The sequence below is a fragment of the Streptomyces sp. NPDC057445 genome (assembly GCF_042802855.1).
GTDB lineage: Bacteria > Actinomycetota > Actinomycetes > Streptomycetales > Streptomycetaceae > Streptomyces.
The window spans coordinates 379,222-405,181 of sequence record NZ_JBHVDH010000004.1 but is presented as its reverse complement, the minus strand read 5'-3'; the positions used below and the strand labels follow the sequence as shown (position 1 = coordinate 405,181).

The window sequence follows — 25,960 nt, the reverse complement described above, 5'->3', positions numbered from 1 at the left end:
GGCATCAGGCGGTGTTCCCGGCCTGCGGTGATGCCAACTGTCCCGCACCGTCCGCGACCCGAAGCAGGTAATTCTCCACGGCACTTCGGTACGGAGCCGGTGGCGCGTGCGATCGACGTCTTCGCCTCTTCAGTCCTCGTACTGGTTGTCGGGAGCGGGGACCGGCCTGACCTCGCTGATGTCGATGAAGGGGATGACCCCGCCGTTGAGGGGGTCCCTGGTCTGTCTGCCGGTGTAGGTGCCGGTGACTTCGAGCCATGCATCGGGTTGCAGGATGGGGGGAACCTGTCCGGACAGGCCGATCTTGACGGGCTGAGCGTCGGCAGCGCAGCAGTTGAGGACCATGCGGGTGAGGTAGGGCGCGCCGCTGCGGTCGAGCGCGATGAAGCCGGTGACTTTGATCCGCCGGCCGCCGAGGGAGCGTCCGTGGTCGTAGACGGCGCGGCCGGCGTAGTCGACGACGTCCAGTCGGAGGGGATCGTCGGCGGGGAGTGCGGGGAAGCCCCAGGGCTCTTGCAGGGCCGTGCCGGTGCGCATGGCGCTGTAGGAACCCAGCGCGGGCGGGGCGACCAGGATGAGGGCGAACAGGGGCAGGACGAGGAGCCACGATATTCGCGGTTCCCGGTGGGCGTGGCCACGCTGGTCGTGCTGCTCACGCTCGGCCCGCTCCTCCCGGGTCGCGCGCGGCCGTCGCAGTTCGTACCGGACGGTGGCGAGGGCGGCGATGATCAGGACGATGCCGGCCGCGATCAGCAACGGGCGCAACCCGGCCTTGACGTAGCGCAGATAGAGGTCGGTGAAGCCGGCGCGCAGCACCGCCCCGCCGACGAGGAACAGCACGACTGCTTGCGCCTGCCGGTTCACAGCAGGACCGCCCCGACCAGGGCCGACACCAGGACGGCAAGCGTGAAGGTGGCAGGGGCGAACCGCAGCGCGAACCCGCGGCCGAACGTGGCGGCCTGCATGGCGAACAGTTTCAGGTCGATCATCGGTCCGACGACGAGGAACGCCAGCCGGGCGGTGAGCGAGAACTGGGACAGGGACGCGGCCACGAACGCGTCGGCCTCCGAACAGATCGACAGCACCACCGCGAGGAAGGCCAGAGCGAGGATCGACACCACAGGGCTGTCGGCCGCGGTCTGCAGCCAGCCGGTCGGCACGACGGCCTTGAGGGTGGCCGCGACCATCGCGCCGACGACCAGGAAGCCGCCGGCGTGCATCACGTCGTGGCGTACGGAGCCCCAGAACGCCGCCCCCCTGCTCAGGCCGTCGAGCGATGGATGCGCCGGAAGACGCAGCCAGTCGGTGCGGCCCAGCCGTTGCCACAACCAGCCCATCGCGCACGCCACGAGCAGACTCGCCACGAACCGGGCCAGGACCATCCGCGGGTTGCCGGGGAACGCGACGGCGGTGGCGGTCAGCACGATCGGGTTGATCGCCGGGGCGGACAGCAGGAACGCCAGTGCCGCGGCGGGAGTGACGCCCCGGCGCACAAGCGCCCCGGCCACCGGCACGGAGGCGCACTCGCAGCCCGGCAGGACCGCCCCGGCCATCCCGGCCACCGGCACTGCCAGGGCGGGCCGCCTCGGCAGCGCGCGGGCGAAGAACGACGGTGGGACGAACACCGCGATGATCGCCGACAGGAGCACGCCGAGGACGAGGAAGGGCAGGGCCTGGACGACCACCGCGACGAACACGGTCATCCAGCTCTGCATCACCGGCGCGGACAACGCCCGGCGGATCGGTCCCTGCAGCACAACCACCAGAAGCAGCAGCATGATCAGGACGAGGGACGAGTCCAACTGCCGACCCTGCGGATCGTCCGACTCGTGGTCGCCAACCCGGGTCGGGGCTGCTTTGCTGGTGGTCACGGGTGAGGTACCTCCGGTGTGGAAGGATTTCGCGGGTCGGGTTCCCTCTCCACCATCAGTACGCCGGTTCCGGCAGAGCTTCTCACGACACGTGACCCGGCCTCCTGGTTGCAACTGCCCCGGTACTCGAACCTCATCGCCAACACCGCGCTCCCACAGGCCCGCCCGTTCCGCACCAGCACTCGCCACGGCAGCGGGCTGACGCCGCCCTGACAACACCTGCCCGTACGATGGGCGCGATGACCAGCAGCACGCAGCCGACCAGCCGCCGCCCGGCCGGGCGCGGCACGCTGCTGCTCGTTCTCGCGGTGCTCGCCGGGGTGCTGGCCATGCACGGCCTGGCCCCGGGCCATGTCACCACCGCACACGCGGATGCGCACGGCCGTCACGGAGCCCTCATGGCCCAGGACGCCTCCGGGCATCAGCCGGGCCAGGAGTGCGCGCACGCCGTGGAGGGCGGCGCGGACGGACACACGAACCACGCGGACGCCACCTGCGCGGCGGGCGGTGTCACCACGTCGTACGCGCCGCCAGCCCCGGCCCCTGCCCTGGCGGCCTCAGCCCCAGCTCTCGTCCCGCCGGGCCGGGTGGCTGCCGCGACAGAGCGCGGGCGGGCCCCGCCCAACCTGGCGCAACTGCAACTCCTGCGGATCTAGAGGCACATGCACGGCACTTCTCTCCGGCCCGCCCGGTGAAGGGGGCCGCGCTCCGGCATGCCTCATTTCCACCTTCTCGCGCGCCGTCGTTCATGAGCGCGCAGTCAAGGAGTTGCACCGTCATGACCGCACACGCACACCGTTCCCTGGTCCGCCGCGCCACCGCTGCGGCAGCCGCCGTTACCGCTGTGATCGTCCTGGCCGCCTGCGGGGCCGGCGACGACAAGTCGGCCGACCACGACGGCCACGGCAGGACCGCTCGGCCGAGCGCGTCGGCTCCGGCGTCGCAGGGGCAGCACAACGCCGCCGACGTCTCGTTCGCGCAGCGGATGATCCCCCACCACCGCCAGGCCGTGGAGATGGCCGGCCTCGCGACCACCCGTGCCGAGTCGGCCGAGGTGAGGAAACTCGCCGCAGAGATCAAGAAGGCCCAGGACCCGGAGATCAAGGCGCTGTCCGGGTGGCTCACTTCCTGGGGCGAGGAGGTGCCCGCCGAGGGCGCCATGGACCACTCCGTGCACGACACGGGCGGGATGATGACCGCGGAGGAGATGGACAAGCTGGAGAAGTCCTCCGGCAGGCCCTTCGACGCTGCCTTCATGGAGCTGATGATCAAGCACCATCGAGGCGCGGTGGAGATGGCCAGGACCGAGCAGACCGACGGGACCTACCAGCCCGCCAAGGACATGGCCGGCGCCGTCATCACCTCCCAGACCGCCGAGATCACCAGGATGAGCGAACTCCTCGGCAAGAGCTGACCCCGCTCCGACCGGCAGAGGGGGCGGTCCGTTCAGGCCCGCCCCCCAGCCTTCCGGCCTTCCGGCCCTCTGTGGCCGCCGGCCGTCGCCCTTGTCGCCGCCACCGCGGCCCACTCGGCCGGCGTCGGCTTCCTTCCGGTCCCCGACGCCGGGGCGGTCTGGGCGCAGTGGCCGGCGGCGCCGTCGTGTCCGTGCTCGCCCTGTACGTGGCCGTCGTCCGGCCAGAACCGGGCGAGCCCTGGACGCCGGCCGCATCACCACCCGTACCGGCCTGTTCGACGGCCTGGCCTTCACGGCCGTCGGCCCGGGCCTGGCCTGGCCTGCGCCGCGCTGCCGGAGTGGCCGGAACGATGCCGGGCGCGGTCTTGACCGGCGTCGGCGCGGGCCTGATCACCACACTCGGCTTCGCCTCCCTGGCCGATTCCGGCCGAAGGCGCGGCTGGTCGTGGCCCGCCTCAAGAGACCGACGCGCCTGGGTGAGCCGCGACCCGCTGATCCGCTCGTGCCGTAGCTCCAAGCGCCTGCGCGCGGCCGACGGCGACGACTGCCACCGAACATCCGGGCTCGCCCGGACGGCGCTGTACCCGGCCGGCTGTCGGACGGGTCCACACAGGAATACCCCCTAGGGGTATATTGTCCGCAGTGGCTGCCGGGCCGCTCGACCCGGGCCACACTGAAGAGGGAGAGGGAGAACCGTCATGGACCACACCGCCCGCACCAGCGCACCCGCCCATGCCGGACACCACCGACACCACGGAGACGACGATCACGGCGGCCACGTGCCCGGCGGCGCGTCCTGGGGCACCGCCGCGAAAGCGACGCTGCACTGCCTGACCGGCTGCGCCATCGGCGAGATCCTCGGAATGGTCATCGGCACCGCCCTGCTGTGGGGCAATGTGCCGACCATGGTCCTGGCGATCGCGCTCGCGTTCGTTTTCGGGTACTCGTTCACGTTGTTCGCCGTCCGTAGGGCCGGCCTGGACCTCAAGAGCGCCGTCAAGGTCGCGCTCGCCGCCGACACCGTCTCCATCGCGGTGATGGAACTGGTCGACAACGGCATCATCGCCCTGGTCCCCGGCGCGATGGACGCGCATCTGTCCGACGGGCTGTTCTGGTCCTCGCTCCTGGGCGGCTTCGTGGTCGCCTTTCTGATCACCACTCCGGTGAACAAGTGGATGATCGGCCGCGGCAAGGGACACGCCGTCGTCCACGCCTACCACTGACCCTCGGTACGCCGAGAACAAGGCTCGCCACGGTCACCCTGAGCGAGCCGTCCTGTCCGACCCCAGCCCGGACCCGGGTCTTCCGCCGCGGGCCCCTGGAGTACGTGGTGCGTTCCGCCACCACGCCCGCCCGCCTGGTCAGCTGACGGACCATGCGGCGGAGCACGAGCAGGCGGCGTTACCGGCGTTGAACCTCGCCATCTCGCGACTGGCTGAACCTCGTCATCGGCTGAGGGTCACTCATGTCAGTCGCTCCGCTCGTCTCGCCGGCCCGGAGGCCGGACGACGCCGAGGGGCTGTCCGTCTCCGGCCCGTGATCGCCCGGCGGGTGACCTCCTCGCGGTGCCGTCCGCCGGTGCGTACCACCTCTCCATGGCCTCCGGGTACAACCTCGTCGGCCACCCGCCGGTGGTAATGGTGCGCGACGTTGCCGTGCGGAGGCTCGTACGCCGTGAATCGCTGGACGACATGAGCCGCCGGGACGTCGGTCTGCAGGCCCCGCCGGAGATCCTCGCCCTCCGCCGGGCTCCCCCTCGGCGGAGGGCTGCTCGTCGATACGCGCCGCGGACGCGGATACGGCCGCGGCCCCCGAGCGTCAGGCGAACGTCAATGCCGGCGGACGCAACGCCAGCAACGCGTAAGGATCGGGAATCGCTCCCGACTTCGGGCATAGCGTCCCGCATGGGCAGGCGCAGCGCAGTACGCCACTCGTGGCACTCCTCACCGACACCCGGCACCGCCGCACACGACGAGCAGTGGACGAGCGATGTCCGGCATGCCTTCTCGTGCGCGGGACTGCTCCTCGGGTTGCTGCTTGTCATCGATTCGGGCAATGACGCTCAGCGCCCCACGTGCCGGTCTGTGGACGGGGCTGGGTCTCCTGCTGTTCCTGGTCCTGCTGCCCTCGAGGGTGGCGGCAGGCAAGGACTGGTTCGAGACGCGCTCGCTGCGGCGAACCCGGCGGGTACGGACGGATCGGCTGACCGCCGTGGCGTGGACCGACGGGTTGCCGGGCGACTGGTCCTCCGTGACGCCGACGGGGGCTCCGTCGAGCTGGAGCCGCGTGTCCTGCTCGCCAATCCGCAACTGTGGCACCTGCTGGATGCGGGTGTCCGCGCCTCCCGGGCCCGCAGGACGCTGCGGTGCGGGGCCCCACAGCTACGGCAGTTGGCGGGACGGATGGACAGAGAGACCGCCAAAGCCATCTTCAGGAACTCCGGCTGGACGCCTGATCTCGGGGCAGCGTCCGGGCACCGCTGCCGTCACGACACGGCTCTGCTCGGCAGTTCGGGACGGATGAACCCTGGCCCCGAGGCGGTCGGCACCGTGAGAATCATGGTCGGTCCGCGTCAGGCTTGCCGCGTCCCATGGTTCCGATCCTGTGCGTCGAGCGGACGGAAGGCGTGGTCCGCCGAGGAGGCAGAGGTGCTACGACGTGGGCTTCATGCCACGAAGCGGTAACCCATGCCGGGTTCCGTGATCAGATGCCGGGGGTGCGTAGGGTCGGCCTCCAGCTTGCGACGCAGCTGTGCCATGTAGACACGGAGGTAGTTGGCCTGCGTGCCGTAGGAAGAGCCCCACACCTCCTGCAGCAGTTGCTTCTGGCTGACGAGTCGCCCCGGGTTGCGGATCAGCAGCTCCAGGAGCTGCCATTCCGTGGGAGTCAGGCGGACGTCGCGCCCGTCGCGCGTGACCCTCTTCGCCACGAGGTCGACGGTGAAGCCCTGTGTGGTGACGATCCGCATGTCATCAGCGGCCGGCGCTGCGGTCTCGGTGCGGCGTACCGCGGCCCGTAGCCGGGCGAGGAGCTCGTCCATGCTGAAGGGCTTGGTGACGTAGTCGTCGGCGCCTGCGTCGAGCGCGGCGATCTTCTCGTCGGACGTGGAGCGGGCGGATACCACCACGATCGGCACTCCGCTCCGCAGGCGCAGGTCCCTGATCACGTCGAGCCCGTCCATGTCGGGCAGCCCCAGATCCAGCAGAACCGCGTCCGGCGGCGTGGCGGCGGCGAGCTGGAGGGCGGCGGTGCCGTCGGATGCTGCCTCCGCCTCGTACTTACGGGCCCTCAGGTTGATCGTGAGTGCCCGGACCAGCTGGGGATCGTCCTCCACGATGAGCACCCGGGTCATCGATGCGGCCTTTCTGTCGATGGGGGCCGGAGTGTCGGTCGGAACGCTCTGGCGAGACGCGGCGGCGGTAGCCGGTGGCCCGGGGTGTCTCCCCGGGCCACCGGCTCCCGCCTGCTGCCTCATGACTCAGCCCTTGGCCAGTTCCTTGAGTGCGATGTTGAGTTCGAGGACGTTGACGCGGGGTTCGCCGATGAAGCCGAGGGTGCGGTTGTCGGTGTGGTCGGTGACGAGTTTGGCGACCTGGGCGACGGTGAGGTGATTCTTCTCTGCGACGCGGTGGATCTGGAGTTTCGCGTACTGGGGTGAGATGTCGGGGTCCAGGCCGGAGCCGGAGGAGGTGACGGCGTCGGCCGGCACGTCGGAGGGCTTGACCTTGTAGGTGGCGGTGGAGTTGTCCTTGACCACGGCGGCCTTGGCGTCCTTGACCCACTGGATCAGCTCGGGGTTGTCGCCGGAGCGGTTGGTCGCGCCGGACAGGATCAGCGAGTACTGGGGGTTGACGCTGTTGCTGCCGAGGCCGTTGGACGGGCGCGGCTGGAACCACTTCAGGTCCGCGACCGCGGCCTCCTCCGCGTCGTCCGGGTTCTTCTTGGGCAGGTTGTACGTCTGCCCGATCAGCGAGGAGCCGACGACCTTGCCCTGGCTCTTGATCTCCGAGCCGTTCGCCTTGCCGGGGAACAGGCCCTGCGCCACACCGGTGACAGCCAGCGGGTAGATGACGCCGCACACGAGCGTGAGGACGACCAGGGCCCGCAGGCCCGCCCAGGTCAGCCGCGCCGCGTTGGTGAAGGAGTTGTTCATGGCGATCAGCCGATTCCGGGGATGAGGGAGATGAGCAGGTCGATGAGCTTGATGCCGATGAACGGGGCGACGAGGCCGCCGAGTCCGTAGATCCCGAGGTTGCGGCGGAGCATCTTGTCGGCGCTGGTGGGCCGGTACTGCACGCCCTTCAGGGCCAGCGGCACGAGGGCGATGATGATCAGCGCGTTGAAGATGACCGCGGACAGGATCGCGGACTCCGGCGAGGAAAGCTGCATGATGTTGAGCTTGTCCAGGCCCGGGTAGACCACTGCGAACATCGCCGGGATGATCGCGAAGTACTTCGCCACGTCGTTGGCGATGGAAAAGGTGGTCAGCGCGCCCCGGGTGATGAGGAGCTGCTTGCCGATCTCGACGATCTCGATCAGCTTGGTCGGGTTGGAGTCGAGGTCCACCATGTTCCCGGCCTCCTTGGCGGCCGAGGTACCGGTGTTCATCGCCACGCCGACGTCCGCCTGGGCCAACGCCGGGGCGTCGTTGGTGCCGTCACCGGTCATCGCGACGAGCTTGCCGCCGGCCTGCTCCCGCTTGATGAGCGCCATCTTGTCCTCGGGAGTGGCCTCCGCGAGGAAGTCGTCGACGCCCGCCTCTTCGGCGATCGCCTTGGCGGTCAGCGGGTTGTCACCCGTGATCATGACGGTCTTGATGCCCATGCGGCGCAGTTCGTCGAACCGTTCGCGCATGCCGTCCTTGACGACGTCCTTGAGGTGGATGACACCCAGGACGCGGGCGCCCATGTCGTCCTGGAGGGCGACGAGCAGCGGTGTGCCGCCGGCCTGCGAGATGCGGTTGGCGGCCTGGTCGGCGTCGTCGGCGATCTGGCCGCCGTGCTCCTGGACCCAGGCCATCACCGCGGCGGTGGCGCCCTTGCGGACCTTGCGGCCGTCGACGTCCACGCCGGACATGCGGGTCTGGGCGGTGAACGGCACCCAGGTGGCGTGGGCGAGTTCGCCCTGGTGGCGCTCGCGCAGGCCGTACTTCTCCTTCGCGAGGACGACGATCGAGCGGCCCTCGGGGGTCTCGTCGGCGAGCGAGGAGAGCTGGGCGGCGTCGGCGAGCTCGGCGGCGGTGACGCCCTTGACGGGGACGAACTCGGCGGCCTGCCGGTTGCCGAGGGTGATGGTGCCGGTCTTGTCGAGCAGCAGCGTCGACACGTCACCGGCGGCCTCGACCGCACGACCGGACATGGCCAGCACGTTGCGCTGCACCAGCCGGTCCATGCCGGCGATACCGATCGCGGACAGCAGTGCGCCGATGGTGGTCGGGATGAGACAGACCAGCAGCGCGACCAGCACGATCATCGTCTGCGGGGCGTCCGCGTAGGTCGCGAACGGCTGCAGGGTGACCACCGCGAGGAGGAAGACGATGGTCAGCGAGGCGAGGAGGATGTTCAGCGCGATCTCGTTGGGCGTCTTCTGCCGGGCGGCGCCCTCGACCAGGCTGATCATGCGGTCGATGAACGTCTCGCCCGGCTTCGTCGTGATCTTGATGACGATGCGGTCGGACAGCACTTTCGTACCGCCGGTGACGGCCGAGCGGTCGCCGCCGGACTCGCGGATGACCGGGGCCGACTCACCGGTGATGGCGGACTCGTCCACCGACGCGACGCCCTCGACGACGTCACCGTCGCCGGGGATGATGTCGCCCGCCTCGCAGACGACCAGGTCGCCTATGCGCAGGTCGGTGCCGGGCACCCGCTCCTCGGTCCTGCCGTCCCTGCCCAGACGACGGGCGACGGTGTCGGTCTTGGCCTTGCGCAGGGTGTCCGCCTGCGCCTTGCCGCGGCCCTCGGCCACGGCCTCCGCCAGGTTGGCGAAGATCGTGGTCAGCCACAGCCACGCGGCGATCGCCCAGCCGAACCAGTCGGACGGGTTCATGACCGCGAAGACCGTGGTCAGCACCGAGCCGACCAGGACGACGAACATGACCGGAGACTTGATCATCACCCGGGGGTCGAGCTTGCGGACCGCGTCCGGGAAGGACCTGACCAGCTGCTTGGGGTCGAACAGACCCGCTCCGACGCGCCCGGCGTCGGTCTTGTGACCGGTCGGCACATCACTGTGAGGCGCCCGGGTCGGCGTGGCCGTGGACATGGAGCCACGCTCCTCTTGCTTCGATACGTCGGTCTTCTTCACGTTGACGGTCATGACGCCAGCCCTTCGGCGAGCGGGCCCAGCGCCAGCGCCGGGAAGTAGGTCAGACCGGTGATGATCAGGATCGTGCCGACCAGCAAGCCGGTGTAGAGGGGCTTGTCGGTGCGCAGCGTGCCCGCGGTCGCCGGCACCGGCTTCTGCTCGGCGAGCGAGCCGGCCAGCGCCAGCACGAACACGATCGGCAGGAACCGGCCCAGCAGCATCGCCAGACCGAGCGTGGTGTTGAACCACTGCGTGTCGGCATTCAGGCCCGCGAACGCGGAACCGTTGTTGTTCGCCGCGGAGGTGTAGGCGTAAAGGATCTCCGAGAAGCCGTGCGCGCCCGAGTTCGTCATCGAGTTCACCGGGGTCGGCAGCGCCATCGCCGCGGCCGTGAAGCACAGCACCAGCGCCGGCGTGATCAGGATGTAGCAGGCCGCCAGCTTGATCTCACGGGTACCGATCTTCTTGCCCAGGTACTCCGGCGTGCGGCCGACCATCAGCCCCGCGATGAACACCGCGATGACCGCCATGATCAGAATGCCGTAGAGACCCGAACCCACCCCACCAGGAGCGATCTCCCCCAGCATCATGCCCAGCATCGTGATCCCGCCGCCGAAACCGGTGAACGAGGAATGGAAGGAGTTGACCGCACCGGTCGAGGTGAGCGTCGTGGCCACCGCGAAGATCGACGAACCGCCGATCCCGAACCGGGTCTCCTTGCCCTCCATCGCACCGCCGGCGACATCGAACGCCGGACCACCATGATGGAACTCCGTCCACATCATCAGCGCGGTGAACCCGACCCAGATCACGACCATCGTCGCCAGGATCGCGTACCCCTGCTTCAGACTGCCGACCATCCGGCCGAAGGTACGCGTCAGCGCCAGCGGGATCAGCAGGATCAGGAAGATCTCCAGCAGGTTGGACAACGGCGTCGGGTTCTCGAACGGGTGCGCGGAGTTGGCGTTGAAGTAACCGCCACCGTTCGTACCCAGCTCCTTGATCGCCTCCTGCGAGGCCACCGCACCACCGTTCCACTGCTGCGAGCCACCCATGAACTGCCCCACCTCATGGATCGGGGCAAAGTTCTGAATCGCACCCAACGCGACCAGCACGATCGCGGCGATCACCGAGAGCGGCAGCAGAATCCGCACCGTGCCACGCACCAGATCGGCCCAGAAGTTGCCCAGCTCACCCGTACGGGAACGGGCAAAACCACGGACCAACGCCACCGCAACCGCCATACCCACAGCAGCAGAAACAAAGTTCTGCACCGCAAGCCCACCGGTCTGCACGACATGGCCCATCGCCTGCTCGCCGTAATACGACTGCCAGTTGGTGTTCGACACGAACGACGCGGCAGTGTTGAACGCCTGGTCCGGATCGATCGAGGCAAAGCCCAACGACCCCGGCAGACTGCCCTGCAGACGCTGCAGCAGATACAGGAACAGGACGCTTACGGCGGAGAACGCCAGCACCCCACGCAGATAGGCAGGCCAGCGCATCTCGGCGTTCGGGTTGGCACCGACGGCCTTGTAGATCCACTTCTCCGCACGCAGATGCCTGTCGGAGGAATAGACCCGGGCCATGTAGTCGCCCAGCGGACGATACGCCAACGCAAGCGCCACAATCAGCGCGAGCAACTGAAGCACACCAGCGAATTCAGGGCTCATATCCGTACTCAGAACCTCTCCGGCTTGACGAGAGCGAGGACGAGATAACCCAGCAGGGCCGCAGCCACGACCAGACCGACAATGTTCTCGACAGTCACAGCTTCGCCACCCCCTTGGCAATGAAAGCCACCAACACGAACACCGCGATCGTGGTGACAACGAAGGCCACGTCGGCCATCGTGAGCTCCTGGAAGAGATTCGGAATTCTCGGACTCTTGAAGGAAACCGCTTTTCGGCCACGACTCGGCTTCCGTTAACGGCACCCTGACGGCGCTGTGCTCCGTCTTGACGCATCCCCTACGCCCGCGGGCCCCGATGGGCGGAAGCGTGACGCCCAACGGCGCGTTCGCCCTGCTCGGCGGGCTTCTGCCACACGGCCGAGCTCCCGCGCGGGGCGTTGCGGGGGCCCGACGAAGCCGGCGCCGATGATGGTGGCCGGATCCCGTGTCGCATGTACGTTCGATACTGGATCGGGATGCATGCAGCCCGGTCCCTGCTACTCGCCTGTCCTATGCCAGGCGATCTTGACCGTTTGCCAAGTGATCTTGACCAACGCTGGGTTTCTGCCACTTGATCTTGAGCTGCGCCTTGGCGTTCCCTGGCCCGCTTGGGGCCGCGGCGGGGGATTCTCGGCTGCGGTGGTGGGCGCGGTGGGGCTAGCGTGACGGTTTTGCCGAGCCAGGACCCGGGACGGTCGTCCGTGTTCCCGTGCCGAGCAGCCCGTGATCGGCTTCGGCCCGTGGCCGCCCTCGTTTGACGCGGTCCTGACGACCTTTCAGTGAGGTTTGACGTGTCCTTGATACGCCGCGCCAGAGCCCCGTCAAGGAAGCACAAGTTCGTCCCGCAACAGGCACTTTGGGGCTCGTCGGGCTACTGGATTCCCCTTCTGCCGCCGGAGACCGTGGACGTCAGTGGCATGACGGATTCCGGCCGAGTGCATGGTCAGGTCTCCGGCGGTCGAGCCGCGGCGGCGTCTCCTTCCCGTGCCGTCGCGCTCGATGTGCCGCCCTGCCGTCGCCGGGGCCCAGGCGACGGCAGGGCCCGGCAGCCGCCGATCCGCGGGCCCGCCGAAACCATCAGAAGGCCCCCTGGCCCTGCGCGGGGTCCGGTACACCCCGACCTCGGCACACGACCTGCTCCGGCGCAACCTGGCCGTCTACGGGCTGGGCGGACTGGTCCTGCCTTTCGTCGGGATCAAGCTGATCGATCTGGTGATCTCCACCGTCCCGGGACTCGGTTGACCCCCGACGACGGATGATGTGTCAGAGGGGCGTCAGGGAGCGGCGGTTGGACTTGAACCGGCGGGATCACGCAGGTTCGATGGGGTGGTGAACACCCTCGGTTACACGCTCACTCCGGCTCTCCCGGAAGGTGCCGACCAAGGTGCTTCGCTTCTCTTGGTGACGGAGGGCTCTCCCGGAGCCTCCCTGCCCGTGGTCCCGGCTATGCGTCAACGAATTGCTGACCACCGTCGACGTCGTACGTCGCGCCGGTGAGTGCCGTGTTGGTCATGATGTGAACGGCGAGTGCCGCGACGTCGTCCGGTCCGACGACGCGGCCGATCGGGAGCGTGGCCCGCAGCTCCTCGCGACGGGCGTCGAGTCCGTCGCCGAGAAGCCCGGCCGACAACGGCGTGTCGACGAATCCGGCTGCGATGAGGTTGACGCGGACCGGCGCAAGCTCAAGCGCGAGACCGGCCGTGAGCGCAGGCAACGCGGCGGTGGCCGCCGGCGCAAGCCCGAGGTCGGGCCTGATTCGCCGGCCACCGGTGCCGCCCATGAACAGCAGCGTGCCACCGGGTCGCACCTTGCCGACGGCATTGCGTGCGACCTCGAGCGCCAGCACCAAGTGGCCGCTGACCGCCCGGCGCGCCTGATCCGGGTCCATCTCGAGGAGGCGCCCGTAGGACGGGTGTCCAGCCGTGACCATCACATGGTCGACCGGCTTCGTCAGCTCCTGGAAGAACTGCTTCAGCTGCGCCGGGTCGTTCGCGTCGAAGGCGGCGGTGCTGAGTGCGCCGACGTCCGTCGCCGCGCTCCGTAGCCGGTCGGGGTTCCGGCCGGTCAGAATCACGCCGGCGCCCTCGGCGCGTGCGTGCCTGGCTGTCGCGAGCCCTATGCCGGCGCTCCCGCCGATGACGACAACGGTCTGCCCGAGCAGGGCCGGGTCGCGGTGGCCGGGAGAGACGGACGTCGCGGTGCTCATGACTCCTCCTCTGTCGTGTTGGTCGTGATCACGCCTTGATCGGCTGCCGCGGCCCTTTGATCTCGTGGCTGAGCACCTTCAGCGCGGCGGCGTGGATCTCCGAGAAGCTGGGGAACGGCTGGATCGTGTCGCGGAGCACACCGAGCGGGGTGCGGGCGCGGATCGCCAGCGTGGCTTGCTGCATCCACTCCCCGGCCTCGGGACCGAGCGCGTAGGCGCCGGTCAGCACCTCACCGTCGCTGAGAAGCGTGAGAAAGCCGTTCGATTCGGCGTAGGCGTGCGTGTAGGTGGCCGTCTTGGCGGCCTCCGACAGCAGCGCGGTGGCGCTGAACCGAGCCTCCTCCGTCGTACCCACCGCCGCCGCCTGCGGATCGGTGTAGGTGACGCGCGGGACCGCCTCGTAGTGGGCCTCACGGGGCTCGCCGAGGATGTTCGCGGCGACGACGTCGCCCTGGTACTCGCCGACGTGGGTCAGCTGCCAGATGCCTGTGACATCGCCGATCGCCCACAGCCGCTCGCCCGCCCGCATGCGCGCATCGACGGGGATTCCCCGGCCGTCCGCAGTGACACCGACGGTCTCCAGGCCGATCCCCTCGACGCGCGGGCGGCGGCCGGTCGAGACGAGCAGACGGTCGCCGCGCAGCTCCCGTCCGTCCTCCAGCCCCAGAACGAAGTCCTGGCCGTCGCGGCGCGCCGCGGTCGCGTGCACGCCCAGGACGAGCTCGATTCCGTCGCGGCGCAAGGCCCCGCCCAGCGCCTCGCCCAGCTGCGCGGGCTCCCGTGCGAGCACGCGCTCGGCGGCCTCGACGACGACGACCTCGCCGCCGAAGCGACGCACCACCTGCGCCAGCTCGAGTCCTGCCGGCCCCCCGCCGAGCACGATCAGCCGTTCAGGCACCGCCTTCATGGCGGTCGCCTCGCGCGTGCTCCAGACGCCCTCGAGCTCACGCAGGCCGGGCACCGGTGGGACGACGGGATCGGCGCCGTTGGCCAGCACGACGTGCTCGGCGGTGTACCGCGCTCCGTCCACCTCGACCACCCCTGTGGCCGCCAGGCGGCCGTGACCGCGCAGCAGAGCGATCCCCCTGTCCGCCAGCCACCGCTCGGCTCCGGCGTCGGAGTAGTTGGAGACCATGTAGTCACGCCAGGCCAGGGCCGCCTGGACGTTGGCCTCAGCAACCCCCGCCGCCTCACGTGCGCCATGCACCGCCTCGCCGGGACGCAAGAGGGTCTTCGACGGAATGCACGCCCAGTAGGTGCACTCGCCGCCGGCGAGGTCACGCTCCACGACGGCGACGCGCAGACCCCCCTCGGCGAGCGCAGCGGCGGCGTGCTCACCCGGGGCGCCGCCGCCGAGGACGATCACGTCGTATGCATTGGTCGTGCCGGTGCCGCTCATCGCGTCCTCCGTTCGAACCCGTGCGCTGGTGTTCACGCCGCTCTGTGAAGAGCCGTGCCGTAGTCCCTGGTCAGGCATGAGGTGGCGGGATCCCGGACGGACGTCGACGACGTCGCCGGTGAGAACTACCGGTGTGTGCGGCAGACGCCGCCCGGCTCCGAGTGCTCGATCATCTTCGGCAAGGGGATCACCTCCGCCGCACGCGGCTCGGTCCAGGACCTGTACCTCATTGTCTTCGACATCGAAGCAGCGCGCGCGGAGCTCGTCGGCCGCGGCGTCGATGTGAGGGAGGTGCTCCACGACGCCGGAGGGCTCTTCCACCACGGCCACGACGCGGGAGGGGTCGTCCACCACGAGGGCGCCGAGGGCGGGGGTCCGGCCCGCACCCCGCCCGTGCGGACTACGGCTCCTGCACCACCTTCAGCGACCCGGACGGCAACGGCTGGGTACTCCAGGTGGCGACGAGAAGTGAAGGAGCGGGCCCCCGGCCGCTGACACCACGTCAGCCCCCAATGGCCGCACCCTCGGAGAGCCGCCGCAGCCTCCCGATGAAAGGGCGTCGTACGGCCGAACGGCATCTGCACGAGGCTCCGGCCCGGTCGGTGAGGCCAGGAGAGCACCGGGCGCTCGAGCAGGCCCGGCACGGTACGACCGCCACGGATTGTCCGGACGTCGCAACCGCGGTATCCGATGACTACAGACCGACGATCGAGTTCCATCGCTTCGTGAAGTCCCGGCGCTCCTCGGAGGTGATGTCCCTGGCGATGGCGAGACGTCGGCGCATCGCGTCGTCGGGGAAGATCAGCGGATCCTCGGCGAGGGCGGCGAGTTCCTCGTCGTCGGAGTCGGCGAGGACGTCGCGCGCGGCGGGTACCGGGCAGACGTAGTTCACCCAGGCGGCGAGTTCGGCCGCGACCTCGGGCTCGTAGTAGTAGTCGACGAGCGCCTCGGCATTGCGCTTGTGCCGGGCGAGGTTGGGGATCATCAAGGACTCGGCCCACAGCTCCGCGCCCTCTTCCGGTACCACGAACTCGATGTCCGGGTTGTCCGCCTGGAGCTGGATGACATCACCCGAGTAGGCCTGACAGGCAAGGACGTCGCCCGTCGACAGGTCCTTGATGTAGTCGTTGCCGGTGAAGCGGCGGATGTGTTTCTGCTTCACCAGCTTCTCGACCTGGTCGCACACCGCGTGGAAGTCGTCCGCCGTCCAGCGGGTGACGTCGACACCGTTGCCCTGCATCAGCAGGGCGAAGGACTCGTCGAGCCCGGAGAGCAGAGTGACCTTGCCCCGCAGGTCACCGGCCCACAGGTCTCCGGTGTGCTTGATCTCCCGGCCGAGCTTCCTGCGGTTGTACGCGATGCCGGTGATCCCGGACTGCCAGGGCACGCTGTGCAGACGCCCCTCGTCGAAGCCGGGTGAACGCAGCTGCGGATCCAGGTACCGGGCGACGTTCGGCTGCCGGTCGCGGTCCATCTCCTGGACCCATCCGAGACGTACGAAGCGCGCGGCCATCCAGTCGCTGACGACGATCAGGTCCTGCCCGGTCTCCTGATGGTTCATCAGCGCGGGGCCGATCTTGCCGAAGAACTCGTCGTTGTCGTTGATCTCCTCGGTGTAGCGCACGGAGATCCCGGTGCGACCGGCGAAGGCGTCGAGGGTGGGCCGCGCGGAGGTGTCCTCGTCGTCGGTGTCGATGTACAGGGGCCAGTTGGCGAAGTCGAGGGTCCTGTCGCGGCCCGAGAGGTCGCGTCCGGCCCGGTCGGCCGGCTCGACGAAGGCCGCGGGAACTCCGCAGCCGGCGAGCGCGAGGCCCGAGGCTCCGGCTCCTGCGGCGCCGAGGACGCGCAGCAGGGAGCGGCGGGACATGAGGGTGTTCTCCGGCGTCACTGGCACGTCGGCAGGATGCCGGGCGGCCGGCACGGGGAGCAATGGACGGTGCGTCGAGCGGGGACCGCGGGGACCGACACCCTGTCGATCATGGACATCTGTCTATACTTACTGGACACCTGTCCATGAAGATTGGCGATCATGAATACGACGGCGAATGTCCTGGTCGGCCTGGTGGCCGCACTGCACGTCTACATCCTGGTCCTGGAGATGTTCCTGTGGGAACGCGCGCCGGGCCGCGGACTCTCGGGCTTCGACACGGAGATGGCCCGGGCCACCGCCCCCCTGGCCGCGAACCAGGGGCTGTACAACGGGTTCCTGGCGGCGGGACTGATATGGGGACTGATCGCGGACGACCCGACCGGATTCCGGGTGAAGGTGTTCTTCCTGAGCTGCGTGGTGATCGCCGGACTGTACGGCGGCGCCACCGCCAACCGGCGGATCTTCGTGGCCCAGGCCCTTCCGGGCGCGGTGGCCCTGGCCGCGGTACTGGTGGCGGGATGAGCGGAGAAGGCCGCGGTGCCGGTAGTGGGGCGAGCGCGGACCCGCGGGCGGAGCGCACCCGGGAGCGGCTGCGGCGGGCACTGCTCGAGGAGTGCGCCGAGCGGCCGCTGGCCGAGGTCAGCGTCGCGGGCCTGGTCCGCCGGGCCGGCCTGGGCCGCGCGACGTTCTACCTCCACTATCCGGATCTGGACGCACTCGCGGTGGACGCCTGCGCCGAGATCGTCCGCGACGCGGTGGACGCGCTGCACGCGTGGCGCGGAGTACCCGATCCGGCGGCCCCGCCCGCCGCACTGACGGACTTCTTCGTGGAGATCGCCCCGCACGCCGCGCTCCACCGCACTCTCCTGCGCGAGGGCGGCGGCGGTCCGCTGGGTGATCTTCTCCACCACGAACTGCGCGCCCGCAGCCACCGCGAACGCGAACTCGCGGGCGCCCCGGCCCCCGACCTGATCGCCTCCGCGGTGGCGGCGACCTTCACGGGGGTGCTGGCCGACTGGCTCCACCACCGCATCCCGTCCTCACCGGAAGTCGTCGCGGCCCATGTCTGGCGCCTGCTTCTGGCGTTGCACGCAACGCCGTTGCCCTGACCCGTCGGGCGCCGCGAAGGCCCGTGCCTGACCGGCCCCCGGCCTCGGACGGGCCGCCCTCCGGAAGCCGTCCGGCATGAGCGCCACCCGGCGGCCTCCGGAACCGGGGACCGACCCACCCCGCGGCCGCAACGGGTGACGAGCCGGGCGCCCGGAGCTGCAAGATCACACAAGGGCCCTGTCGGGCTCGCCCCGGTCAGCCTCCCGCCCTCCCCCGCGGCAGAGCCGACGCGCGCGCGAACGCCGAAGGGCGGGCCGGAGGCCCGCCCTTCGAGTCCGCCCCCGCCGGAGGCGTTACGCGTCGAGGGACGTCATCACGTGCTTGATGCGCGTGTAGTCGTCGAACCCGTACGCCGAGAGGTCCTTGCCGTAGCCGGACTTCTTGAAGCCGCCATGGGGCATTTCCGCCACCAGCGGGATGTGGGTGTTGATCCAGACACAGCCGAAGTCCAGCGACTTGGACATACGCATCGCGCGCGCGTGGTCCTTCGTCCAGACCGACGACGCCAGTGCGTACTCCACGCCGTTCGCGTACGCGAGCGCCTGCTCCTCGTCGCGGAACGACTGGACGGTGATGACGGGGCCGAAGACCTCGTTCTGGATGATCTCGTCGTCCTGCTTCAGACCGGACACGACGGTCGCGGCGTAGAAGTAGCCCTTTTCACCGACCTGGTGACCGCCCGCCTCCACCTTGGCGTGCGCGGGCAGCCTGTCGATGAAGCCGGAGACCTGCTTCAGCTGGTTGGCGTTGTTGAGCGGGCCGAAGAGCACGTCCTCGTCGTCCGGCTGGCCGCACTTGGTGTCCTTCGCGGCCTTGGCCAGCGCCGCCACGAACTCGTCGTGGATGGACTCGTGGACGAGCACACGGGTCGCGGCCGTGCAGTCCTGGCCGGCGTTGAAGAAGCCGGCGACCGAGATGTCCTCGACGGCCTTCTCGATGTCGGTGTCCTCGAAGACGACGACCGGCGCCTTGCCGCCAAGCTCCAGGTGGACACGCTTGACGTCCTTGGCCGCCGACTCGGCGACCTGGATGCCGGCCCGCACCGAACCCGTGATGGAGGCCATCGCCGGAGTCGGGTGCTCGACCATCGCGCGGCCCGTGTCACGGTCGCCGCACAGGACGTTGAAGACGCCCTTGGGCACGATCGAGCCGATGATCTCGGCCATCAGCACGGTGGACGCCGGGGTCGTGTCCGACGGCTTCAGGACGACCGTGTTGCCCGCGGCCAGCGCCGGGGCGAACTTCCACACGGCCATCATCATCGGGTAGTTCCACGGCGCCACCTGCGCACAGACGCCGACCGGCTCACGGCGGACGATCGAGGTCATGCCCTCCATGTACTCACCGGCCGAACGGCCTTCGAGCATCCGGGCCGCGCCCGCGAAGAAGCGGATCTGGTCGACCATGGGCGGGATCTCTTCGGTGCGGGTGAGCTCCAGCGGCTTGCCCGTGTTCTCCGACTCCGCCGCGATCAGTTCCTCGGCGCGCTCCTCGAAGGCGTCCGCGATCTTCAGCAGCACCTTCTGACGCTCCGCCGGCGTGGTGTCGCGCCAGGCCGGAAAGGCAGTGGCTGCGGCGGCCATGGCGGCATCGACGTCCGCCTGACCGGACAGCGGCGAGCTCGCGTACACCTCGCCGGTGGCCGGGTTGACCACCTCGATGGTCCGCCCGTCCGCGGCGTCCCGGAACTCTCCGTCGATGTAGTTGCGCAGACGACGCAGTTCGGTGGTCACAGCCACTCCTCCTGTCAGATGTCCGATGGGTGAGACACCCCAACCCACCCCAACCATACGTCGCCAAGGCTAGTTCGCCAGGTGACGGTTTCGACAGACCCAGCCCCCTGGAACTTCGAAATCAGTGAGATTCTGACACTCGAACGACGAATTTCATCGCCAGCGGGTTGCGGGATCGACGACTCCCGTGCACAGTGTGCTCGTGGCCAGCCGAAGCACAGACTCCAGGACCGCGAGCGGATCGTCCCCGACGATCGATGCCGTCTCTCTGGCGATCATCGAGCAGTTGCAGGAGGACGGACGCCGTCCCTACGCCGCGATAGGCAAGGCCGTCGGCCTTTCCGAAGCGGCGGTCCGGCAGCGCGTCCAGAAGCTGCTCGACCAAGGCGTGATGCAGATCGTCGCCGTCACCGACCCGCTCACCGTGGGTCTGCGACGCCAGGCGATGGTCGGGATCAACGTCGAGGGCGACCTGGATCCGGTGGCCGACGCGCTGACAGCCATGCCCGAGTGCGAGTACGTCGTCATGACGGCGGGCTCGTTCGACCTTATGGTGGAGATCGTCTGCGAGGACGACGACCACCTGCTGGAAGTGATCAACCGGCGCATCCGCACCCTCCCCGGCGTGCGCTCCACCGAGAGCTTCGTCTACCTCAAGCTCAAGAAGCAGACCTACATGTGGGGAACCCGATAGCCGTGAGCAAGGACCGCAGCGACCTCTCAAAGTCCGCCTACGACCACCTGTGGATGCACTTCACCCGCATGTCGTCGTACGAGAACTCGCCCGTCCCCACCATCGTGCGTGGTGAGGGCACCTACATCTACGACGACAAGGGCAAGCGCTACCTCGACGGCCTCGCGGGTCTGTTCGTGGTCCAGGCCGGGCACGGCCGCAAGGAACTTGCCGAGGTGGCCGCCAAGCAGGCCCAGGAGCTCGCCTTCTTCCCCGTGTGGTCGTACGCCCACCCGAAGGCCGTCGAGCTGGCCGAGCGCCTCGCCAACGAAGCCCCGGGCGACCTGAACAAGGTCTTCTTCACCACCGGTGGCGGCGAGGCCGTCGAGACCGCCTGGAAGCTCGCCAAGCAGTACTTCAAGCTCGTGGGCAAGCCGACGAAGTACAAGGTCATCTCGCGCGCGGTCGCCTACCACGGCACGCCCCAGGGCGCGCTGTCCATCACCGGTCTGCCGGGTCTGAAGGCCCCGTTCGAGCCGCTGGTGCCGGGTGCGCACAAGGTGCCGAACACCAACATCTACCGCGCGCCGCTCTTCGGCGACGACCCGGAGGCCTTCGGCCGCTGGGCCGCCGACCAGATCGAGCAGGAGATCCTCTTCGAGGGCCCCGAGACCGTCGCCGCGGTCTTCCTGGAGCCCGTGCAGAACGCCGGCGGCTGTTTCCCGCCCCCGCCCGGATACTTCCAGCGGGTCCGCGAGATCTGCGACCAGTACGACGTCCTGCTCGTCTCGGACGAGGTCATCTGCGCCTTCGGCCGCCTCGGCAAGACGTTCGCCTGCGACAAGTTCGGCTACGTGCCGGACATGATCACCTGTGCCAAGGGCATGACCTCGGGCTACTCCCCGATCGGTGCCTGCATCGTCTCGGACCGGCTCGCCGAGCCGTTCTACAAGGGCGACAACACCTTCCTGCACGGCTACACCTTCGGTGGCCATCCGGTGTCCGCCGCCGTCGGCCTCGCCAACCTCGATCTGTTCGAGCGCGAGAAGATCAACCAGCACGTGCTCGACAACGAGGGCGCGTTCCTGAGCACGCTGCAGAAGCTGCACGACCTGCCGATCGTCGGCGACGTCCGCGGAAACGGCTTCTTCTACGGCATCGAGCTCGTGAAGGACAAGAACACCAAGGAGTCCTTCAACGAGGAGGAGACCGAGCGCGTCCTCTACGGCTTCCTCTCCAAGGCGCTGTTCGACGCCGGTCTGTACTGCCGCGCCGACGACCGCGGCGACCCGGTCGTCCAGCTGGCCCCGCCGCTGATCTCCGACCAGTCGACCTTCGACGAGATCGAGCAGATCCTGCGCTCGGTCCTCACGGAGGCCTGGACGAAGCTGTAGACCCAGCCGCGACCCCTGGGATTGTCGGCTTTTAGGCGGCCCGGATGCACCCCTTCGAGTGAGAAGGGGAGCATCCGGGCCGCGTGCTGTCCGCACACCCGGTTCCGAGTACCTACGGTGCTGTGACCGATCGGCCTCGACGTCGTTCCCCCGTACGGGGGAACAGAACAACGGATCTGAACCGAGGTGTACGCCAATGGTGGCTCCGCCGGACAACGATGTGCTCTGGGCGCGCTCCCTGCACCACTCCCTGGGCGGCTCGCCTGCTCTCAGCGGCGTGTCACTCGGCGTGCGCGAGGGCGAGATCCTCGCCGTGAACGGCCCGCGCGGCTGCGGAAAGACCACCCTGCTGCGCTGTCTCTCGGGCCAGCTCGTCCCGCGGGAGGGCGAGGTCTGGTTCAACAGCACCCCCGTCCACACCATGAGGGCACTCGCCCGCGAGCGGCTGCGCCGCGACCGCTTCGGCTGGATCGGCCACGAGCCCCAGCTGGTGCCCGAGCTGAACGCCTGGGAGAACGCCGCGCTGCCGCTCCTGCTGCAGGGCTGCTCGCACCGGAAGGCCAGGGCCGCCGCGATGGAGTGGCTCGAGCGGCTCGACATCGGGATGTGCGCGCGCAAGCGGCCCCGCGCCCTGCTCCATGCCCAGCGGCAGCGGGTCGCCCTCGCCCGCGCCCTCGTCACCACGCCCACGGTGCTCTTCGCCGACGAACCCACCGCCGCGCTGCATCTCGCGGACCGTGCACAGGTACTTCGTACGCTCACCACCGCCGCCCGCTCGCACCGCATCACCCTCGTCCTCGCCACCCACGACGCGGAAGTGGCGACACTCGCCGACCGCACGGTGACGCTGATCGACGGCCGACGGGTCAACTCCGCCAACGGAGCCGGCACGGAAGGCCTGGCCGCGTGCTCGCTCTCCGTCTAGCCCGCGGTACCCACCCCCTGATCCTGCTGCGCCGGCTGATGGTCGCCGCGGCATCGGGCGGGGTCGGGTTTCTGCTGCTGTGCACGCTGGCGGGCGCGATGGCGCGCACGGAGCCGTCCCCGGAGCCCCTGCTGCGGCTGCTGTGGTGCCTGGTGCCGCTCGCCGCGACCGTGCAGTTCGCGGTCGCGGTGGCGCGCACGGATCCGAGCACCCGTCCCCGGCCGGGACTGTCCGCCGTGGGGCTCGGGCCCGTACGGCTCACCGCCCTGGCCGCGGTGTCGACCGCCGTCGCCTGCACGCTCGGCAGCATGCTGGCACTGCTGGTCTTCCTGCATCTGCGGGGCGATCTGACCGGGCTGCCGTTCGACGGCGCGGCTCCCCAACTGCTCTCCGCGGAACAACCGCTGCCGCTGGGCGCCGCGCTCACCCTGCTCGGGATCGTTCCGGTGGCCGCGGCGGGAGCGGCCGCGATCGCGCTGCGTCCGCGCCGTACGAAGCCGGTCGACGGCTTCTCCGACGAAGGGGAGGACGCCCGCGCCGGGGCCGCGCCCGCCGGTCTCCCCTGGGGCGTGGCGCTCACCGCGGCGGGGCTCGCGGTCGAGTCGTACGCGGGAACGGAAGCGGCTGTCGGCACGGGGGCCCATCCCCCGGCCGGAGTGCTGGCCGGCTGGGCTCTCAGCGCGCTGGGGCTCGCGGTGGCGGGCCCCGGGATCGCGCATCTGTGCGGGCGTGTGCTGCAGTCCATGCGCCCGGGTGCCGTGCGGCTGCTCGCCGGGCGGGCGCTGATGGACGACGCGGTCCGGATCGGAAGGCCGCTCGGGGTGCTGTCCGCGGTGGCGTCCGCCATGATCGCGGCGACCACGCTCTCCAGGGCCGGCACCACCCCCCGGCCGTTCGGCGAGTTGACCGAGCTGGGTGCCACGCTCGTCCTGGTCTGCACCGTGGCGACGCTGTTCACCTCGGTCCTGGACGTCAGGCACGCCCGCGCGGCAGTCCGGGAGGGGCTGCGCGGCCTGGGCACCCCCGCATCCTTCCTCCGCGCATCGGCGTTGCTCCGGACGCTGATCCTCATGGTGATCTTCGCTCCGCTCACCTGGGCGGTGGCGGCACTGGCCGCAGTCCCGCTGCGGCACTGACCCGCGCGCCGGGCCGCGCCGGCCGCCGCCTATCGTGTGCGCATGGCGCAGGGACACAGGCACAGGCTGGGGTCGTCCTTCGACGACGACCGCGAGATAGAGACCATCGAGGAGTTCGACCAGGTCGTCGAGCGTGGCACGCTCGCGGGCCGTCGCATCCAGTCCGTCGACCTGACCGCGCGCACCTTCGCGCTGCTCTCCGCCGACACCACCGGCGCGGTGTTCCTCGGCTGCCGCATGGAGCCCGACGCCGCGGCCAAGGTCCGCGGGGACGGCGCGCTCGTCTTCGCGCCCATACCGGATCTCCCCTTCGATCCGTACCGCGGGCTTCTCTACACCCCCGACGAACTGTTCGACGGCCTCGCCGACGGCGGCTACGAAGTCACCTCCGACGCCCTCGCGTACGAGTGGTTCCAGCAGACCAAGGCCGACCGTGACATCTACGCCTCGATGCTGCGCTCGATCCACGACGACGCCGTCTCCGACGCCTTGGACGAACTCCTGGTCGGCGTCCCGGTCGTGGGTGTGATGGGCGGCCATGCCATGAGCCGCGGTACGGACGCCTACGCCGGCGCCGCCAGGCTCGGCCGCGCCCTCTCCCGTACCGGACTGCTCGTCGCCACCGGTGGCGGGCCCGGCGCGATGGAGGCGGCGAACCTGGGCGCCTACGCGGCTCCGTACGCCGACGACATGCTCGACGAAGCCCTCGAACTCCTGGCCAAGGCCCCCTCGTTCGTCCCGTCCGTCACAGCGTGGGCATCCGCCGCCTTCGAGGTCCGCTCGCGCTGGCCGCAGGGCGGCGACTCGGTGGGCATCCCCACCTGGTTCTACGGTCACGAGCCGCCGAACCCCTTCGCGGGCCACATCGCCAAGTACTTCGCCAACGCCGTCCGCGAGGACGGCCTCCTCGCGCGCTGCAACGCCGGCGTGGTCTTCCTCCCGGGCGCGGCCGGCACCTTGCAGGAGATCTTCGACAACGCGACCCCGAACTACTACGAGTCCCGCGGCGAGCCCACCCCCATGGTGCTGGTGAACCGGGCCCACTGGACGGAGGAGCTCCCCGCCTGGCCGCTGCTGCGCTCGCTCGCCGCAGGTCGCTCCATGGAGTCCCGTATCGCCCTGGTCGACTCGGTGGAAGAGGTCCCCGAGGCCCTCGCCCGCCTGACGGCGAGCCCCCGCGCCGGTATCTGATCCGCGGGGAAGCAACTTCAGCGCCGAATCTCACGTCTGCCAGTCGGAACGAACGGGACCGATCCCCACCGACCCAGATGTGAACGGAGCTTTTGGTGCTCATAGGACTGCTGACCGCTGTGGCGGCGTCGATCTGTTACGGCACGGGCTCCGTTCTGCAGGCCGTGGGATCCCGCAGGTCCGCCCGGCGTGAGGCCGTATCGGGCAGTGTCACCCAGCACGGCGGGCCGAGCCTCACGTCCACCGCCAAGGCGGCGATGACCTGGGAGTTCATCGTCGGGACGATTCTCGACTTCGTCGGCTTCGGGCTGGGCGCGCTGGCGGCACGGCTGTTGCCCCTGTTCCTGTCCCAGACCGTGATCAGCGCCAATCTGGTCATCACGGCGGTGCTGAGCGTCAAGCTCCTCGGTATCCGGCTGAACCGCGCGGAGTGGACGTCGATCGCCGTGGTCTGCTCCGCCCTGGTGCTACTGGCGACGGCGGCCGGCCCCGAGGGCAGCGGCCACACCCCTGTCTCCACCCACTGGTGGCTGCTGGCGATCTCGCTGCTGCTGATGGTGGGCGGCACCGTCCTCGTACGCCTTCTGGGGGCCCGCGCCGCGATCCTTGCCGGCCTGCTGTCCGGCCTCGGCTTCGGTGCGCTCGGTGTCGGGGTGCGGGTGCTGAACGGCATCGACCCGTTCGATCTGGGCGCCCTGATCTCCGACCCCGCGCTCTACGCGATTCTCGTGGCCGGTGTCGGCGGGATGTATCTGCACACGGTGGCCCTGCAGATCGGTTCGGTCAACGGAGCAACGGCGGCGCTGGTCGTCGGCGAGACGGTGCTGCCCGGCATGATCGGCGTGCTGTGGCTGGGCGATACCTCGCGACCCGGGTTCGCCTGGGCGGCGATCACCGGGTTCGTTCTCGCCGTGGCGGGCGCGGTCGCGGTGGCGTGGTTCGGGTCGTCGGAGGGCCACGGCGGAGGTTCCGGAGGGGAGCAGGAGCCCACGGAGCAAGCGGCGCAGGAGACACCGGTCCGGGTGTGAGTCCGGGCCCGCCCCTCGTGGGACCGGTGCCT

The 25,960-nt window shown here is 69.7% G+C and carries 24 protein-coding genes and 1 pseudogene; 14 read left to right on the top strand and 11 right to left on the bottom strand.

What is annotated here, in order from left to right:
* Positions 1 to 129: 129 nt before the first annotated feature.
* Positions 130 to 864, bottom strand: coding sequence for a TIGR03943 family putative permease subunit (locus ACFU5O_RS13085; protein WP_384239540.1), 735 nt, complete (start codon positions 862 to 864; stop codon positions 130 to 132).
* On the bottom strand, positions 861 to 1,871 hold the full coding sequence (locus ACFU5O_RS13080) for a permease (protein WP_384239538.1): 1,011 nt from the start codon (positions 1,869 to 1,871) through the stop codon (positions 861 to 863). Before ACFU5O_RS13080 ends, ACFU5O_RS13085 begins: the two co-directional genes overlap by 4 nt.
* Before the next feature lie 239 nt (positions 1,872 to 2,110).
* Between ACFU5O_RS13080 and ACFU5O_RS13075 the strand changes: the two genes are divergently transcribed.
* The 4 genes and pseudogenes from ACFU5O_RS13075 to ACFU5O_RS13060 form a co-directional block, all read left to right on the top strand.
* A complete protein-coding gene (locus ACFU5O_RS13075) occupies positions 2,111 to 2,527 on the top strand; it encodes a DUF6153 family protein (protein ID WP_384239536.1) in 417 nt (138 codons plus the stop codon).
* Between the two features lie 122 nt (positions 2,528 to 2,649).
* Positions 2,650 to 3,285 carry a DUF305 domain-containing protein gene (locus ACFU5O_RS13070; protein ID WP_384239534.1) on the top strand — a complete coding sequence of 212 codons (636 nt, stop codon included), beginning with the start codon at positions 2,650 to 2,652 and terminating at the stop codon, positions 3,283 to 3,285.
* A 698-nt stretch (positions 3,286 to 3,983) separates the two neighbouring features.
* Positions 3,984 to 4,508 carry a DUF4396 domain-containing protein gene (locus tag ACFU5O_RS13065; RefSeq protein WP_384239532.1) on the top strand — a complete coding sequence of 175 codons (525 nt, stop codon included), beginning with the start codon at positions 3,984 to 3,986 and terminating at the stop codon, positions 4,506 to 4,508.
* A gap of 306 nt (positions 4,509 to 4,814) precedes the next feature.
* A pseudogene (locus ACFU5O_RS13060) lies at positions 4,815 to 5,000 on the top strand (diaminopimelate decarboxylase); the annotation flags it as partial.
* A 950-nt stretch (positions 5,001 to 5,950) separates the two neighbouring features.
* Here the strand turns inward: ACFU5O_RS13060 and ACFU5O_RS13055 are convergent.
* From ACFU5O_RS13055 to kdpF, 5 genes are all read right to left on the bottom strand, one after another.
* Entirely contained in the window at positions 5,951 to 6,637 is a 687-nt protein-coding gene (locus ACFU5O_RS13055) for a response regulator (protein WP_384239531.1), read from the bottom strand.
* Between the two features lie 126 nt (positions 6,638 to 6,763).
* Positions 6,764 to 7,438 (bottom strand): potassium-transporting ATPase subunit C, encoded by a 675-nt coding sequence (locus tag ACFU5O_RS13050; RefSeq protein WP_384239529.1) that lies wholly within the window; start codon positions 7,436 to 7,438, stop codon positions 6,764 to 6,766.
* A 5-nt stretch (positions 7,439 to 7,443) separates the two neighbouring features.
* Positions 7,444 to 9,603, bottom strand: a complete 2,160-nt coding sequence (gene kdpB, locus ACFU5O_RS13045; RefSeq protein ID WP_384239527.1) for a potassium-transporting ATPase subunit KdpB — start codon at positions 9,601 to 9,603, stop codon at positions 7,444 to 7,446.
* Positions 9,600 to 11,264 (bottom strand): potassium-transporting ATPase subunit KdpA, encoded by a 1,665-nt coding sequence (gene kdpA / locus ACFU5O_RS13040; RefSeq protein WP_384239525.1) that lies wholly within the window; start codon positions 11,262 to 11,264, stop codon positions 9,600 to 9,602. Before kdpA ends, kdpB begins: the two co-directional genes overlap by 4 nt.
* A gap of 8 nt (positions 11,265 to 11,272) precedes the next feature.
* Positions 11,273 to 11,362 carry a K(+)-transporting ATPase subunit F gene (kdpF, locus tag ACFU5O_RS13035; protein WP_384239523.1) on the bottom strand — a complete coding sequence of 30 codons (90 nt, stop codon included), beginning with the start codon at positions 11,360 to 11,362 and terminating at the stop codon, positions 11,273 to 11,275.
* 840 nt (positions 11,363 to 12,202) lie between these two features.
* Between kdpF and ACFU5O_RS13030 the strand changes: the two genes are divergently transcribed.
* Positions 12,203 to 12,505: a hypothetical protein gene (locus ACFU5O_RS13030; protein ID WP_384239702.1), complete on the top strand. Its 303-nt coding sequence runs from the start codon at positions 12,203 to 12,205 to the stop codon at positions 12,503 to 12,505.
* A 202-nt stretch (positions 12,506 to 12,707) separates the two neighbouring features.
* Here ACFU5O_RS13030 and ACFU5O_RS13025 read toward each other — a convergent pair whose 3' ends face one another.
* Together ACFU5O_RS13025 and ACFU5O_RS13020 are read right to left on the bottom strand one after the other, a co-directional pair.
* Positions 12,708 to 13,469, bottom strand: coding sequence for an SDR family oxidoreductase (locus tag ACFU5O_RS13025; RefSeq protein ID WP_384239521.1), 762 nt, complete (start codon positions 13,467 to 13,469; stop codon positions 12,708 to 12,710).
* A gap of 28 nt (positions 13,470 to 13,497) precedes the next feature.
* On the bottom strand, positions 13,498 to 14,868 hold the full coding sequence (locus ACFU5O_RS13020) for a dihydrolipoyl dehydrogenase family protein (RefSeq protein WP_384239520.1): 1,371 nt from the start codon (positions 14,866 to 14,868) through the stop codon (positions 13,498 to 13,500).
* An 81-nt stretch (positions 14,869 to 14,949) separates the two neighbouring features.
* On the opposite strand from ACFU5O_RS13020, the gene ACFU5O_RS13015 reads away from it, so the two are divergent.
* Positions 14,950 to 15,363, top strand: a complete 414-nt coding sequence (locus ACFU5O_RS13015; RefSeq protein ID WP_384239518.1) for a glyoxalase — start codon at positions 14,950 to 14,952, stop codon at positions 15,361 to 15,363.
* A 199-nt stretch (positions 15,364 to 15,562) separates the two neighbouring features.
* On the opposite strand, the gene ACFU5O_RS13010 is transcribed toward ACFU5O_RS13015, so the two are convergent.
* Entirely contained in the window at positions 15,563 to 16,735 is a 1,173-nt protein-coding gene (locus tag ACFU5O_RS13010; RefSeq protein ID WP_384239694.1) for a spermidine/putrescine ABC transporter substrate-binding protein, read from the bottom strand.
* A gap of 162 nt (positions 16,736 to 16,897) precedes the next feature.
* Here ACFU5O_RS13010 and ACFU5O_RS13005 point away from each other — a divergent pair, with 162 nt between their 5' ends.
* Positions 16,898 to 17,260, top strand: coding sequence for a DUF1304 domain-containing protein (locus ACFU5O_RS13005; RefSeq protein ID WP_384239516.1), 363 nt, complete (start codon positions 16,898 to 16,900; stop codon positions 17,258 to 17,260).
* Positions 17,257 to 17,847, top strand: a complete 591-nt coding sequence (locus ACFU5O_RS13000) for a TetR/AcrR family transcriptional regulator (RefSeq protein ID WP_384239515.1) — start codon at positions 17,257 to 17,259, stop codon at positions 17,845 to 17,847. Before ACFU5O_RS13005 ends, ACFU5O_RS13000 begins: the two co-directional genes overlap by 4 nt.
* A 294-nt stretch (positions 17,848 to 18,141) precedes the next feature.
* On the opposite strand, the gene ACFU5O_RS12995 is transcribed toward ACFU5O_RS13000, so the two are convergent.
* Positions 18,142 to 19,581 (bottom strand): gamma-aminobutyraldehyde dehydrogenase, encoded by a 1,440-nt coding sequence (locus ACFU5O_RS12995; protein WP_384239513.1) that lies wholly within the window; start codon positions 19,579 to 19,581, stop codon positions 18,142 to 18,144.
* Between the two features lie 202 nt (positions 19,582 to 19,783).
* Between ACFU5O_RS12995 and ACFU5O_RS12990 the strand changes: the two genes are divergently transcribed.
* The 6 genes from ACFU5O_RS12990 (at position 19,784) to ACFU5O_RS12965 (ending at position 25,928) form a co-directional block, all read left to right on the top strand.
* Entirely contained in the window at positions 19,784 to 20,275 is a 492-nt protein-coding gene (locus ACFU5O_RS12990; protein WP_384239512.1) for an Lrp/AsnC family transcriptional regulator, read from the top strand.
* Positions 20,260 to 21,648 carry an aspartate aminotransferase family protein gene (locus ACFU5O_RS12985; RefSeq protein WP_384239510.1) on the top strand — a complete coding sequence of 463 codons (1,389 nt, stop codon included), beginning with the start codon at positions 20,260 to 20,262 and terminating at the stop codon, positions 21,646 to 21,648. Before ACFU5O_RS12990 ends, ACFU5O_RS12985 begins: the two co-directional genes overlap by 16 nt.
* Before the next feature lie 196 nt (positions 21,649 to 21,844).
* Positions 21,845 to 22,573, top strand: coding sequence for an ABC transporter ATP-binding protein (locus ACFU5O_RS12980; RefSeq protein WP_384239508.1), 729 nt, complete (start codon positions 21,845 to 21,847; stop codon positions 22,571 to 22,573).
* On the top strand, positions 22,555 to 23,709 hold the full coding sequence (locus tag ACFU5O_RS12975; RefSeq protein ID WP_384239506.1) for a hypothetical protein: 1,155 nt from the start codon (positions 22,555 to 22,557) through the stop codon (positions 23,707 to 23,709). Before ACFU5O_RS12980 ends, ACFU5O_RS12975 begins: the two co-directional genes overlap by 19 nt.
* A 42-nt stretch (positions 23,710 to 23,751) precedes the next feature.
* Positions 23,752 to 24,900, top strand: coding sequence for an LOG family protein (locus tag ACFU5O_RS12970; protein ID WP_384239505.1), 1,149 nt, complete (start codon positions 23,752 to 23,754; stop codon positions 24,898 to 24,900).
* Between the two features lie 95 nt (positions 24,901 to 24,995).
* Positions 24,996 to 25,928, top strand: coding sequence for a hypothetical protein (locus ACFU5O_RS12965; RefSeq protein ID WP_384239503.1), 933 nt, complete (start codon positions 24,996 to 24,998; stop codon positions 25,926 to 25,928).
* Positions 25,929 to 25,960: the final 32 nt, after the last annotated feature.

Bases quoted from the DNA above. Each gene is read 5' to 3' on its own strand.
- ACFU5O_RS13075 (WP_384239536.1), top strand. From the start codon at position 2,111: ATGACCAGCAGCACGCAGCCGACCAGCCGCCGCCCGGCCGGGCGCGGC.
- ACFU5O_RS13070 (WP_384239534.1), top strand. From the start codon at position 2,650: ATGACCGCACACGCACACCGTTCCCTGGTCCGCCGCGCCACCGCTGCG.
- ACFU5O_RS13065 (WP_384239532.1), top strand. From the start codon at position 3,984: ATGGACCACACCGCCCGCACCAGCGCACCCGCCCATGCCGGACACCAC.
- ACFU5O_RS13055 (WP_384239531.1), bottom strand. From the start codon at position 6,637: ATGACCCGGGTGCTCATCGTGGAGGACGATCCCCAGCTGGTCCGGGCA.
- ACFU5O_RS13050 (WP_384239529.1), bottom strand. From the start codon at position 7,438: ATGAACAACTCCTTCACCAACGCGGCGCGGCTGACCTGGGCGGGCCTG.
- kdpB (WP_384239527.1), bottom strand. From the start codon at position 9,603: ATGACCGTCAACGTGAAGAAGACCGACGTATCGAAGCAAGAGGAGCGT.
- kdpA (WP_384239525.1), bottom strand. From the start codon at position 11,264: ATGAGCCCTGAATTCGCTGGTGTGCTTCAGTTGCTCGCGCTGATTGTG.
- ACFU5O_RS13030 (WP_384239702.1), top strand. From the start codon at position 12,203: ATGGTCAGGTCTCCGGCGGTCGAGCCGCGGCGGCGTCTCCTTCCCGTG.
- ACFU5O_RS13025 (WP_384239521.1), bottom strand. From the start codon at position 13,469: ATGAGCACCGCGACGTCCGTCTCTCCCGGCCACCGCGACCCGGCCCTG.
- ACFU5O_RS13020 (WP_384239520.1), bottom strand. From the start codon at position 14,868: ATGAGCGGCACCGGCACGACCAATGCATACGACGTGATCGTCCTCGGC.
- ACFU5O_RS13010 (WP_384239694.1), bottom strand. From the start codon at position 16,735: ATGTCCCGCCGCTCCCTGCTGCGCGTCCTCGGCGCCGCAGGAGCCGGA.
- ACFU5O_RS13005 (WP_384239516.1), top strand. From the start codon at position 16,898: ATGAATACGACGGCGAATGTCCTGGTCGGCCTGGTGGCCGCACTGCAC.
- ACFU5O_RS13000 (WP_384239515.1), top strand. From the start codon at position 17,257: ATGAGCGGAGAAGGCCGCGGTGCCGGTAGTGGGGCGAGCGCGGACCCG.
- ACFU5O_RS12980 (WP_384239508.1), top strand. From the start codon at position 21,845: ATGGTGGCTCCGCCGGACAACGATGTGCTCTGGGCGCGCTCCCTGCAC.
- ACFU5O_RS12970 (WP_384239505.1), top strand. From the start codon at position 23,752: ATGGCGCAGGGACACAGGCACAGGCTGGGGTCGTCCTTCGACGACGAC.